The organism is Yoonia sp. JB2-21, from assembly GCF_055693545.1.
The window spans coordinates 148765-161433 of sequence record NZ_JBVFUC010000001.1 but is presented as its reverse complement, the minus strand read 5'-3'; the positions used below and the strand labels follow the sequence as shown (position 1 = coordinate 161433).

Below are 12669 nucleotides of genomic sequence, written 5' to 3'. Positions count from 1 at the left end.
ATTCATCGGGCCTCGGGCCCGGCCAATCTCAAGAGGCTCAACATGGCTATTCAGCGCACATTCTCTATCATCAAACCCGACGCCACAAAGCGGAACCTGACCGGTCAGATCGCGGCAAAATTCGAAGAAGCAGGCCTGCGGATTGTCGCATCAAAGCGCATCCAGCTCACACTCGCGCAAGCGCAGCAGTTTTACGGTGTGCACGCAGAGCGTCCATTCTTTGACGAGCTTTGCGAATTCATGATCTCTGAGCCGATTGTGGTTCAGGTTCTTGAAGGTGAAGACGCGATTGCAAAGAACCGCGAAGTCATGGGTGCAACAAACCCGGCTGACGCGGCCCCCGGCACGATCCGTAAGGAATTTGCATTGTCCATCGGTGAAAACTCTGTGCACGGGTCTGACGCGCCGGAAACAGCCGCAGAAGAGATTGCGTTCTTCTTCTCAGGCCTTGAACTGGTTGGTTAAGGGATCGGCCGGGGCACCCCCGGCTTACGCATAGGATATTTGGGCCGTTCGCACCGTTTTGGCGCGGGCGGCCTTTTGATTAAGATTGCGCTCTAACGCACGGTAATTGCGGATATTTGCGTTATATAAGACGTCGAAAATATCACCGACAACGGGCACCATTCCCACAAAGACGTCAAGCACGGTATTGAGCACCATATAGGCCAGCGTACCGGGCGACGCACCCAGCTTTCGGGCCGCGTTGATCATCCACAAAGACGGTAAGGCTGTTAGTGCGTCACCGACGAGCGGCACCAGACCCACAAGGTTATCCAGACCCACCGAAATATTGGTTCGGGGAATGTAGAATAATGCGTCCATGCGCCATGCCAGTTTGCGAAGACGCGCGAGTTCGAAATCAATGTCCTGTTCTATGTTCATATCGTTAACATAGCAGATAAAGCCGACAATGTGAAGGGTGTTTACTTTTTGTCGATCTCGACAACGCCGATTTGGTTCAGAAATCGCTCTAGCTCTGACTTGTTCTCGTCGAAGCTGCCGGCTTTAATTTTGTCGAATTGCTTGCGCAAAGCCTTCTTTTCCTCGCCTTTGCAGTCGTTCCAGGGGCGTCCCTGTAGCGCCATATGCAAGACGTAATATCCGATAAAGTGGGGTTTGCTGCCGCCTTCAAGCAACTTGGCATAGGCCGCATCTGCACCAAGTTCGCGCAATTGTTCGGCTGTGGTGATTCCAACAGACCTGAGCGACGCCTCAAATGCCGGGCCAATATTCTTGATTGAAGTCAGTTCTGCCATGCCCGTGAGTTTATCGGGCCTGAGAAAAAAGGCCAGTGAGAGTGCGCGGCGATCGGGGAGGGCGATCGGGGCGGCAGGACTCTCACCAGCCAATAGACGTGTGTGTGTCAGATGCTGGCGTAGTCCGTGTAGACGGGTGTCTGCGGCTTGGATTGCATCTGTGGGGCCGGTGTCGGCTTTGGGGCCGGGGCCGGCTTGGGTGATACTGGTTTTGCAGTGGCCATTTGCTGGTCCTTTCGCGTGCTCGTGGCTTAACTTTAGCCACCATAGCCGCGATCTGACGAGGGTAGTGCGTCACCAACAGGGTTGTGACGTGACAAAAATGTGACCCAAGGGTCAGGTTTTAGGATTTGCCACGCCGGGGGGCTGCATTGCCACCTTTGCCTAAGCCCTTGCGGGGCTTGGATTTTCCGCCCGGTGGTGTGAACCGTTTTGAAGTATCTTTGGCGTTACCGGTAGGTTTTCCGCCGGGCTTGCCACCGCCCGGTTTGCGCGGCTTTGTGTCAGAGTTGTAACCTGATTTCCCCTTATTCGGCGGTTTCTTACCGTCCGACTTGCCTTTGTAGGGGGGCTTTGCACGTTTTTCGGTCAGCGCATCACCGTGGTCGCGGCGTTCAGGCTTGTGACGTGGTTTACGGGCTTTGTGATCGTCGGCAGCCCCCGGAATGGGGGCGATGGCGGCCATATTGTCTTGACGTGACGGCGGTGGAGCGGATTGGTCGCGTGGGGCATGGCGTTTGGGCTTTGCGTCACGTTTTGGCCCGCGCTTGGGGCCATCATCATAGTCCCGTTTGGTTTTGCGTGGACCACGCTCGCCCAACTGTGGCGGGCCATCCAGCGCTGTCAGCGTCGCTTGATTTTCCAGTCTCATGTCGCCGCCGACCGAACGCAGGAAACCCGCAACCGCTGGTTCGGCGATTTCGACGAAGGTTTCGTTGGGTTGAATGCGGATCGCGCCAATTTCGTTCTTGGTGATGCCACCTGCCTTGCAGATCATCGGAAGCAACCAGCGCGCTTCGGCTTTGCCTTCGCGGCCAACGTCGACGCTGAACCATTTGGAGGGGCCAAATGATTTCGCCTCGCGTGGTTTGCGGTCCTTCACGGCGGGCCCGTCTTTATATTCAGAGATGAATTCGGGTGCCGATTGCTTGCCGGCATAAAGACGCAGGTAGGCGGCGGCGATCTTGGTGGCGTCGTGTTGTTCCAGTAGACGCGCTGCAAAGGCCTGTTCTTCTTCAGTGAACTCTTCTGACCAAACTGCATCGGTGAGAAGCCGTTCTTCGTCCTTGGCGCTGACTTCTTCTGCGGTGGGCGGTGTCGCCCAGGTCGCGGTCAGCTTGCCCCATTTGAGAAGGTTCTCACCGCGCCGCTTCATCTTGGCTGGTACGATCATGGCTGAAATGCCCTTGCGGCCTGCGCGACCGGTACGACCCGAACGGTGCAACAGGGTTTCGGCATTCGTCGGTAATTCGGCGTGGATCACCAGTTCCAGATTGGGCAGGTCGATCCCACGTGCGGCAACATCTGTCGCGACACAGACCTGCGCACGTCCGTCGCGCATGGCTTGCAGCGCGTTCGACCGTTCGGCCTGGCTCAACTCCCCCGACAAAGCGACCACCGAAAACCCCCGGTTCGACAGGCGTGTTGTCAGGCGGGTGACCATTGCGCGGGTATTGGCAAAAACAATCGCGTTGGGCGCATCATAATAGCGCAACACGTTGACGATTGCGGCATCTGTGTCGTGGTTAGCGACGGACAGCGCGCGATATTCAATATCGCTGTGCTGCTTTTCCTTTGTCGTCGTGGCGATGCGCACCGCGTCTTTTTGGTAGGATTTCGCCAAAGTCGCGATCATTGGCGGCACCGTGGCCGAGAACATCAATGTGCGTCGGTCGGGTGGTGCTTCGCCGAGGATGAACTCAAGATCTTCACGAAAGCCCAGATCCAGCATTTCATCGGCTTCATCAAGCACGACAGCTTTGATATCGGACAGATCAATCGTGCTGCGCATGATGTGATCGCGCAAACGACCGGGAGTAGCGACCACCACATGCGCGCCGCGCTCTAAGCTGCGGCGCTCATCGCGGAAATCCATCCCACCCACACAGGATGCGATGGTCGCACCGGCGGCTGCATAGAGCCACTGTAATTCGCGTTTGACCTGCAATGCCAGTTCACGTGTGGGTGCGATGATCAGGGCGAGCGGACGGCCAGCAGGGTCAAATGTACCATCCTCGGCCAAAATTGTCGGGCCAATCGCCAGACCAAAACCCACAGTCTTACCAGAGCCAGTTTGCGCGGAAACCAGCAAATCTTGCCCGACCAGCGCCTCATCCGTCACCGCTTCCTGAACGGGGGTCAAATCGGCATAGCCTTGTTTGGCGAGGGCATTGGCGAGGGTCGTGATCATATCAATGGGCTTTCTGGCGGCGTGAGCCTGCGCCCTACGCCTGTGGTGGTCGTTTGTATAGGGCTAATCGCGCCAGACAAACGCAACGTCCTTGTTATTGTTGGCTTCAAAATATCCTCGGAGGACGCGTTAGCCGAGGGTCAGACAGCCCCTTTGATCGCTATTGCTTGGCGCTATTTGCGCGGGTGGTAAACCACGCGTCGATCCGCGTTTTCAAAGCGTCCCATACGGCGGGCGCGCCTTTTTGCACTTTTGCACCAACGCGGGTTTCGACCTGTTCGCGGGTCACGTTGTAGTCAACCCAACTGCGCCCGCCACATTCAAGATTGGATACGACCGGTTGTACACGGTCGATAGATTTCGCAAAGACCGCGTCGTCAGTTTCGGCTGCTTCGAACTCGTCCCAAAGCGCGCGGAACGCCTGCGCCTGATCGGTTGGGAGCAGGCCAAAGATGCGATCTGCCGCCGCCTTTTCGATCGCTTCCATTTCGGTTGGATCATGATTGCCGTGGATCGGGTTGTCACCTGCGTCGATTTCGACAAGATCATGGATCAGGAGCATCCTGATGACCCGGTCAACATTGATGGGTCTGGTCGCATGTTCCGCCATAACCATAGCGTATAGGGCAATATGCCAGCTGTGCTCGCCCGAATTTTCTGCGCGCGATCCGTCACAAAGCGATGTCGCGCGGAGTGTTGATTTCAGCTTGTCGGCCTCGGTCAGAAACGCAAGTTGATCATCTATGCGCGACATGAAACAGGCCTCTATTTTCGGCTTGGGCGCGAGGGGGCGATTGGCTTTGCTTCGTCCGCGTCGCTGTCATCGGACTGCAAAAATTCATCAAGTGTGTTCAGGACGTCCGCAAAGGCGTCTTCTTCTTCCGGTTCTTGAGGCGGTGGCGCTGCCTTTGCAGGTGCCTCTTGGGTATCAGCGGTTGGGTTGTCCGCTTCACCGATGTCGTCTGCGGGATCATTGGCGTTGGTATCATCCGGCAATAGCCGGGATTTTACCCTTTGCGGACCGTCGGCACGCTCTGCCAGCAGCGCGCGCGCGCGGACCTCGGCCCGGCGGACGCGGACCGCTGTCAGAAACCCCTCTTGCAGCGTTTGCGAAGACGATCCCAGAATAGTGCCAATTTCATTGACAATATTTTCGTCTTTGGTGCGCTGCTCGTCGGCCAAAGCCAAATCTGCCAGCTCTCCTGCGACGCGTTCTAGATAGTCTTCGGCCATGATTAACGTGTGTTTTCCGTGAGCCGCCGCCGGACGTAGGTGCGGACAGTATCGATCATTGGGTCCATATTCGGATCTTCAAAGAAGTGACCCGCACCTTCCATCTCGGTGTGGGTGATGGTGATACCCTTTTGCTCATGCAGTTTGTTCACAAGGCTGACGGTGTCAGCAGGTGGCGCAACCCGGTCATTTGACCCATTGATGATCAGGCCGGATGAGGGGCAGGGGGCAAGGAAGCTGAAGTCATACATATTTGCAGGTGGGCTGACCGAGATGAACCCGGTGATTTCAGGCCGCCGCATCAACAGTTGCATGCCGATCCACGCGCCGAAAGAGAAACCCGCGACCCAGCAATGTTTGGCGTTGTTGTTCATGGATTGCAAATAGTCGAGGGCGGAGGCCGCATCAGAGAGTTCGCCGACGCCCTGATCATATTCGCCCTGGCTGCGGCCGACGCCGCGGAAGTTGAAGCGTAGCACGGTAAAGCCCATGTTATAAAACGCATAGTGCAGGTTGTAGACGACACGGTTGTTCATCGTCCCGCCGAACTGCGGATGCGGATGCAACACAATGGCAATCGGCGCATCCCGGTCTTTTTGTGGGTGATAGCGCCCTTCAAGGCGACCTTCGGGTCCGGGAAAAATGACTTCGGGCATGAGTATTTCCGTTACTGCTACAGGTGTCGGTCGCATTCTTGACGAAAATGCTCAGACACCTTAGAAAGATTCTAAACTAGGGCCATAACCTCAATGGAGGTGGTCTGGGTGAAGTAATGATGCAGCACCGCGCCGTCAATCAAATAGCATCTGTCTTTTGGGGGAAAGCCAATGAAATTAAGCACCAAAGGCCGCTATGCGATGGTTGCCCTGGCTGATCTGGCCTTGCAGGAGGGTGATGCGCTGGTGAATCTGACGGAAATTTCCAAACGTCAGGATATCTCTCTGCCGTATCTGGAGCAGTTGTTTGTGAAGCTGCGCCGTGCGGGGTTGGTGGATTCTGTGCGCGGCCCCGGTGGTGGGTACCGTCTTGCGCGCCCAGCATCCGACATTCGCGTGGCTGAGATTTTGGGTGCGGTCGATGAAACCGTATCGGCCATGCATAAAGGAGCAGGGGCATCGGGTGCCGCATCGGGGTCCCGCGCGCAATCAATGACCAACCGTTTGTGGGAGGGTCTCAGCGCGCATGTTTATGTGTTTTTGCATCAGGCGCGTCTGTCGGATGTGGTGAGCAATGAGTTGGCCCCGTGCCCTGCGGTGCCTGCCTTATTCGAAGTAGTCGATGAGGCGTCCTAGGGGGCGCTGCCCCCGCCTTCGGCTCCCCCGAGGTATTTTGGAACATGAGAAGATATGAGAGCCTATCTGGATCATAATGCGACCACGCCTTTGCGGGCGGAAGCGCGTGACGCGATGATTGCGGCGATGGATGTCGTGGGCAATCCGTCATCTGTGCATGCAGAGGGCCGTGCGGCGAAAGGGATTGTGGAGACGGCGCGGGCGCAGATTGCGGAGGCTGTGGGGGCCACGGGTGCGGATGTGGTGTTTACGTCAGGTGCGACCGAAGCCGCAGCGCTGGCGCTGGCAGGTCGTGGATTGAAGGCGGCCCCGATTGAGCATGATGCGGTGCATGCATGGATTGATCCGACTTTAGCGGTGATTGATGGTGCCGTGCAGGTGGATGATCCCGCTGGGTCAACTATGCAATTGGCGAATTCCGAGACAGGCATCGTACAAGACTTGCCGCAGGGACTGGCTGTGAGTGATATCACCCAAGGATTTGGCAAAGTGCCTTTTGCCTTTTCATGGTCCGGGGTGGGCATGGTGTTTTTGTCGGCCCATAAGTTTGGCGGGCCGAAGGGAGTGGGCGCGCTGATCTTTCCGCAAGGCACGGATGTTGCGGCACAAATCAAGGGTGGCGGGCAGGAAATGGGGCGTCGTTCCGGGACCGAGAATGTTGTTGCGATCGCGGGAATGGGGGCCGCTGCGGCGGCTGCGCAGGCCGATCTGGCGGCGGGAAAATGGGACCGGGTTGCCAAACTTAGAAATATTCTAGAAACAGCCATTGAGGCCGCCGAAAAGAGTACTATTTTTGTCGGGAAAGGTCTGACATGCCTGCCCAACACCAGTTGTTTCGCCTCACCGGGGTGGAAGGGTGAAACACAGGTGATGGCGATGGATTTGGCGGGTTTTGCGGTTTCGGCAGGCTCTGCCTGTTCCAGCGGTAAGGTCAAGACCAGCCGGGTGCTGCAGGCGCTGGGGCTGAACGATGAGGTGGCATCCAGCGCAATCCGCGTGTCACTGGGCATCGACACGACAGAAGATGAGGTCATGCGTTTCGTGCAGGCCTGGAGCGAAAAAGAGCGCGGCGCAGGGCCGCTTGAGAGGATAGAAAAGATGACAGCTTTGGATACCGTTGAGGTCAAAGAAGGCGTTGATCAGGAGACCGTGGATGCGGTCAAGGAACTCTCGGGCAATTACAAATACGGCTGGGAAACCGAGATCGAGATGGAATATGCCCCCAAGGGCGTGAACACTGATATCGTGCGCCTGATTTCATCCAAGAACAATGAGCCTGAGTGGATGACCGAATGGCGTCTCTCTGCGTTTGAGCGCTGGGGAAAAATCGAAGAGCCGACATGGGCGATGGTCAATTACCCTGACATCGATTTTCAGGACATCTATTACTATGCCCGTCCTAAGAGCATGGAAGAGAAGCCAAAGTCGTTGGATGATGTGGACCCTAAGCTGCTGGCGACCTACGCCAAGCTGGGCATCCCATTGAAAGAGCAAGCTATTCTAGCTGGCGTTGAGGGTGCCGAGGACATGCCTGCCGAGGGTCGCAAGGTCGCTGTGGACGCGGTGTTTGATAGTGTGTCTGTTGGCACGACCTTTCAGGCAGAGCTTGAAAAGGCTGGTGTGATCTTTTGTTCCATTTCCGAGGCGATCGAGAAACACCCCGAGCTGGTGAAGAAGTATCTGGGCACAGTGGTTCCGCCGTCTGACAACTTCTATGCGACGCTGAACTCGGCTGTCTTCTCGGACGGATCCTTCGTCTACATCCCACCGGGCGTGCGCTGTCCGATGGAGTTGAGCACCTATTTCCGCATCAATGCTGAGAATACGGGCCAGTTCGAGCGGACGTTGATCATTGCTGACAAGGGATCTTACGTCTCTTATCTGGAAGGCTGCACAGCACCCAAGCGTGACACAGCCCAGCTGCATGCCGCTGTGGTTGAGATTATCGTTGAGGAAGATGCTGAGGTAAAATACTCCACCGTTCAGAATTGGTATCCCGGTGATGAGGATGGCAACGGCGGCATCTATAACTTTGTGACCAAGCGTGCGGATTGCCGTGGCGACCGGTCCAAGGTGATGTGGACCCAAGTTGAGACGGGTTCCGCTGTAACATGGAAGTATCCAAGCTGCATCCTGCGCGGCGACGACAGTCAGGGCGAGTTCTATTCGATCGCGATTGCCAACAACATGCAGCAGGCCGATACCGGCACGAAAATGGTGCATTTGGGCAAGAACACAAAGTCGCGGATCGTGTCGAAGGGCATTTCTGCGGGTAAGGCGCAGAATACTTACCGCGGGCTGGTGTCGATGCACCCCAAGGCGAAGGCGTCGCGCAATTATACCCAATGTGACAGCTTGCTGATTGGCGATAAATGCGGGGCACATACGGTGCCTTACATTGAGGTCAAGAATAACTCGTCGCGGGTTGAACATGAGGCGACAACGTCCAAGGTAGACGACGATCAGCTGTTTTACTGCCGCTCGCGCGGAATGGATGAGGAAGAGGCAGTAGCACTGGTCGTGAACGGGTTCTGCAAGGAAGTGCTGCAAGCGCTGCCTATGGAATTTGCGATGGAAGCGCAGGCGCTTGTCGCGATTTCGCTCGAGGGGTCTGTTGGCTAGCTATGCGATCCATCGTTGACAAAATTTGTCGTGCTACTGTCACCGCGCGGCCCATTTGTTGCCCTAGTTCTGTGACAAATCGCACAGAACGGTTAACGTATGGGACTTTGGCGGATGGCTACGCGCAAATACGACATCAACGATTTCAACGCGCGCGTGAAAAGCATAAAAAGCCCACGCAACAACTCCTACTACGATCCCGATTTGGGAATGCACATTCCCAAGCGCGTCACACGCGACAAAATCAAGAAAAGCAACGAAGAGCCGTCGCCGCTGGGACCAATCCTGGTGTCTATGATCATCGGGGCTGTGGCGTTGATGTTCGCGCAAGTCATGCGCATTCGCTACTTCGGACTGACCGAACAAAGCGACGTGGTGTTCTATCTCGAAATGGTTGTCACCTTCTGGGCAATGATCCTGCTGGCCGCGATGATCGACCGCCGCAAGATCACCGAGCGGATTGCACAACTCGCCGGCGTTGCTGTGATGATGGTCGCCGGGCACAACCTGATCTGGCGCTGGCCGGACCAGATGGCCTATATCTACACCGAAGCCCACGTCGAACAGGTCATGGAAGCCACCACACAGCATTCCGTTGTCTATCGCGGGACCGTTTACGGCCTCTGAACCACACCACTTTTCGCGCGCGTTGTCCCGGCGGGTTACCCCCGTTTCGGGGTGCTTTGCGTTGCTACGCCACACCATCTTTAGGAGAATAAGATGCTAAAAATCAAAGACCTGAAGGTCAAACTTGAAGAAGAAGACAAGCAAATCCTCAAGGGCGTGGATCTGAAGATCGAACCGGGTTCGGTGCATGCGATCATGGGCCCCAACGGATCGGGTAAATCGACGCTGTCTTACGTGCTTTCGGGCAAGGGCGGCTATGAGGTCACTGGCGGTTCTGCGGCTTTGGAAGGTGCAGATCTGCTTGATATGGAACCCGAAGATCGTGCTGCTGCGGGTCTGTTCCTGGCATTTCAATATCCAGTCGAAATTCCCGGCGTCGGGAACATGACCTTTCTGCGCACTGCAGTAAACGCGCAGCGCAAGGCGCGCGGCGAAGCGGAACTGAGCGCTGGTGATTTTCTTAAGGAAGTGCGTGCGAAAGCGAAGGACCTGAAGATCGATGCCGATATGCTGAAGCGTCCTGTCAACGTCGGTTTTTCCGGTGGTGAGAAAAAACGCAATGAAATCCTGCAAATGGCGATGCTGGAGCCGAAGATGTGCATCTTGGATGAAACGGATTCGGGCCTCGATGTCGATGCGATGAAGCTGGTGTCGGAGGGTGTCAATGCGCTACGCTCGACCGGTCGGTCGTTCCTTGTCATCACACATTATCAGCGCCTGTTGGACCACATCAAGCCAGACATCGTGCACATTATGGCCGACGGCCGCATCATAAAATCCGGTGGTCCTGAGCTGGCGCTTGAGGTCGAAAACAATGGATATGCCGACATTCTGGCAGAGGTGGCCTGATGGCGCTGGCAAAGCTGAAAGTTGATACAACAGAGGCGCGTCTGGCTGATGTCGTCGTGCCGCAAGCTGCTGCCTGGGGCAACGCTGCGCGTGCGGATGCTATGACGCGGGTCCGTCAGATGGGTCTGCCGACCAAGCGCGACGAGTATTGGAAATACACCGACCCGTCGTCTTTGACGCAAGTTGATGCGCCGCGCGCCGCTTTATTCGAAAATGATGAGGGGCCGTTGTTTGATGCGGTCGACCGGGTCAAGATCGTCTTTGTGGATGGCGTTTTTGACGCCGACGCCTCCGATGATTTGGCAGTCGAGGGCGTTGAAATCGAACGCCTGGCCGACGCAATGGATACGGACATTCATTGGGCGAAAGAGCTTTACGGCGTGCTCGAGGCCCGAGGACAAAAACCTGTTGAGCGCCCCTTGGCTGCATTAAATACAGCCCTGGCGACGGATGGCGTTGTGATCCGGGTGACAGGGCAAGCAGAAAAGCCGATCAATTTTGTGTTCCTGCACAAAGACGAGGTGTCTGACGCGATCTTGCATAATCTGGTGAAGGTGGAGGCCGGTGCATCTGTGACCTTGCTTGAAACCGGGCCCGCGGCATCGCGGTTTTCCAAGCAATTGGAGGTTGAGGTTGCCGAAGGCGGGACGTTTAATCATGTCCGTGCGCAGGGCCGGGATCATGAGCGTCGGGCTGTAACGCATTGTTTTGCAAGGATTGCTGCGAACTCTTCATTCAAGTCCTTTACGCTGACTTTCAATGGTGTGTTGACGCGGAATGAATGTATTTTGGAAATCACTGGCGACGATGCGGTTGCGCATGTTGCGGGTGCCTGCGTGGGCGACGGCAAGGATTTTCATCATGACGACACGGTGTTTGTCACCCACGATGCCGTCAATTGTGAAAGCCGCCAAGTGTTCAAGAAAGTGTTGCGCAATGGGGCGACCGGCGTCTTTCAGGGCAAGATTCTTGTGAAAGAAGGTGCGCAGAAAACCGATGGCTATCAGATCAGTCAGGCGCTTTTGTTGGATGATGACAGTCAGTTTCTTGCCAAACCCGAGCTGGAAATTTACGCAGATGATGTGGCCTGTTCGCACGGTTCAACGTCAGGGGCCATTGATGAAACGGCCTTGTTTTACCTGCGCTCGCGGGGCGTGTCACATGATGAGGCACGTAACTTGCTGACCTTGTCGTTTCTGGCAGAGGCGTTGGATGAAATCGAAGATGACAGCCTTGCGGAAGAGCTGCGGGACCGGCTGGAAGGCTGGTTGTCGCGGCACAGCTAATGCCTGTTACCAACGACATAGTCCGGACATGGCGCAGGCCACGCGCTGTCATGCGCGACTTGCTTGATCAGGGTCGCCGCGAAGATCGTGCGATTATGTTTCTGATGGTCAGTTGCGTTTTGATTTTTGTGGCACAATGGCCGCGATTGCGTCGTGTAGCGGAGGGGTATGAGCCGTCACCGTGGCCGGCTGACATGAATTTTGAAGGTATGATGACCTATACGTTCTTTGGCGCCGTTATTATCCTGCCTTTGTTCATGTACGGCGTTGCGGCCTTGTCACACTTGGTTGCCAAGATTTTTGGCGGCAAGGGCAGTTGGTTTGGCGCCAGACTAGCTTTGTTCTGGACGCTTCTGGCGATGTCGCCGTTGTTCTTGTTCTATGGGTTGGTCCGAGGCTTGATCGGACCGGGGACGCAGGCCGTACTTGTTGGTGTCATTGGCGCGGTTGCGTTTGTTATCATATGGGTCCAATCCTTGCGCGAAGCCGAAAGCAGATCATGACCGTTGATTTTCAGACATGGATACGCGCCGTTTGGATCAGCGTGATGGAGCCGTCAGATAGCGCGCGCAAAGTCATCGGCATGGATATACCACGCGACTTTTTGTGGACAGCACTGGCGCTGATTGCTGTCCTCAACGTGATCCTTTTGGCACTTTTGCAGATGCTGTCACCAGCACCGGTCGCGTTTCGAGAAGGCTCTTTTGAGGTGGCGCCGTTTGCTTATGTCGCGATCATCGGCGTGTTTCTTTTGTTGTTTGTTGGTGGTGTGTTCTATGTAGGGCGGTGGCTGGGCGGTGCTGGCAGTCTGAGGGCCACACTGGCCATTATCGTTTGGTTTCAATCAATTAGCCTCACGATGGAGGTGATCCAGCTTGTGCTGGTCCTGATAAGTCCGGCAATTGCATCGATTTTCGGGTTGGTCTCTTTGGGCGCGCTACTTTGGTGTTTTGTGAATTTTGTGAACATCCTGCACGGCTTCGAAAATCTGGGCAAGTCCGTGATTGCGATCGCGCTGGCATTAATTTCAACAGCAATGGTGGCCGGTATCGTGCTCGCCATTTTGGGCGTGGGTCCGCAAGGGGTATAAG

At 55.9% G+C, this 12669-nt stretch carries 14 protein-coding genes and 1 pseudogene; 9 read left to right on the top strand and 6 right to left on the bottom strand.

The window, feature by feature from the left end; all coding sequences use genetic code 11:
* Positions 1-42: 42 nt before the first annotated feature.
* A complete protein-coding gene (gene ndk / locus ACZ1G5_RS00750) occupies positions 43-465 on the top strand; it encodes a nucleoside-diphosphate kinase (RefSeq protein ID WP_472731040.1) in 423 nt (140 codons plus the stop codon).
* A gap of 24 nt (positions 466-489) precedes the next feature.
* Here the strand turns inward: ndk and ACZ1G5_RS00745 are convergent, their stop codons facing one another.
* From ACZ1G5_RS00745 to ACZ1G5_RS00720, 6 genes are all read right to left on the bottom strand, one after another.
* Complete coding sequence (locus ACZ1G5_RS00745; protein ID WP_472731039.1) at positions 490-885, bottom strand: DUF4112 domain-containing protein; 396 nt, start codon at positions 883-885, stop codon at positions 490-492.
* 41 nt (positions 886-926) lie between these two features.
* On the bottom strand, positions 927-1259 hold the full coding sequence (locus ACZ1G5_RS00740; RefSeq protein WP_472731038.1) for a TfoX/Sxy family protein: 333 nt from the start codon (positions 1257-1259) through the stop codon (positions 927-929).
* A gap of 343 nt (positions 1260-1602) precedes the next feature.
* A complete protein-coding gene (locus ACZ1G5_RS00735; protein ID WP_472731037.1) occupies positions 1603-3669 on the bottom strand; it encodes a DEAD/DEAH box helicase in 2067 nt (688 codons plus the stop codon).
* A 160-nt stretch (positions 3670-3829) separates the two neighbouring features.
* A complete protein-coding gene (locus ACZ1G5_RS00730) occupies positions 3830-4423 on the bottom strand; it encodes an HD domain-containing protein (protein ID WP_472731036.1) in 594 nt (197 codons plus the stop codon).
* A gap of 11 nt (positions 4424-4434) precedes the next feature.
* The gene (locus ACZ1G5_RS00725; RefSeq protein ID WP_472731035.1) at positions 4435-4902 is read right to left on the bottom strand and encodes a hypothetical protein; all 468 of its coding nucleotides are present in this window, start codon (positions 4900-4902) and stop codon (positions 4435-4437) included.
* A gap of 2 nt (positions 4903-4904) precedes the next feature.
* Complete coding sequence (locus ACZ1G5_RS00720; RefSeq protein ID WP_472731034.1) at positions 4905-5558, bottom strand: alpha/beta hydrolase; 654 nt, start codon at positions 5556-5558, stop codon at positions 4905-4907.
* Between the two features lie 171 nt (positions 5559-5729).
* Here ACZ1G5_RS00720 and iscR point away from each other — a divergent pair, with 171 nt between their 5' ends.
* The 8 genes and pseudogenes from iscR to ACZ1G5_RS00680 all read left to right on the top strand — a co-directional run bounded on the left by iscR (position 5730) and on the right by ACZ1G5_RS00680 (position 12668).
* On the top strand, positions 5730-6194 hold the full coding sequence (gene iscR / locus ACZ1G5_RS00715; protein ID WP_472731033.1) for a Fe-S cluster assembly transcriptional regulator IscR: 465 nt from the start codon (positions 5730-5732) through the stop codon (positions 6192-6194).
* A 54-nt stretch (positions 6195-6248) separates the two neighbouring features.
* Positions 6249-7262, top strand: a pseudogene (locus ACZ1G5_RS00710) (cysteine desulfurase family protein); the annotation flags it as partial.
* Positions 7263-7292: 30 nt separating this feature from the next.
* The gene (sufB, locus tag ACZ1G5_RS00705; RefSeq protein ID WP_472734244.1) at positions 7293-8816 is read left to right on the top strand and encodes a Fe-S cluster assembly protein SufB; all 1524 of its coding nucleotides are present in this window, start codon (positions 7293-7295) and stop codon (positions 8814-8816) included.
* A gap of 114 nt (positions 8817-8930) precedes the next feature.
* A complete protein-coding gene (locus ACZ1G5_RS00700; protein WP_472731032.1) occupies positions 8931-9443 on the top strand; it encodes a hypothetical protein in 513 nt (170 codons plus the stop codon).
* 93 nt (positions 9444-9536) lie between these two features.
* A complete protein-coding gene (gene sufC, locus ACZ1G5_RS00695; protein ID WP_472731031.1) occupies positions 9537-10292 on the top strand; it encodes a Fe-S cluster assembly ATPase SufC in 756 nt (251 codons plus the stop codon).
* The gene (locus tag ACZ1G5_RS00690) at positions 10292-11578 is read left to right on the top strand and encodes a SufB/SufD family protein (protein ID WP_472731030.1); all 1287 of its coding nucleotides are present in this window, start codon (positions 10292-10294) and stop codon (positions 11576-11578) included. Before sufC ends, ACZ1G5_RS00690 begins: the two co-directional genes overlap by 1 nt.
* Positions 11578-12081: a YIP1 family protein gene (locus tag ACZ1G5_RS00685; RefSeq protein WP_472731029.1), complete on the top strand. Its 504-nt coding sequence runs from the start codon at positions 11578-11580 to the stop codon at positions 12079-12081. The genes ACZ1G5_RS00690 and ACZ1G5_RS00685 overlap by 1 nt, the downstream gene beginning before the upstream one ends.
* Positions 12078-12668 carry a YIP1 family protein gene (locus ACZ1G5_RS00680; protein ID WP_472731028.1) on the top strand — a complete coding sequence of 197 codons (591 nt, stop codon included), beginning with the start codon at positions 12078-12080 and terminating at the stop codon, positions 12666-12668. The genes ACZ1G5_RS00685 and ACZ1G5_RS00680 overlap by 4 nt, the downstream gene beginning before the upstream one ends.
* Position 12669: the final 1 nt, after the last annotated feature.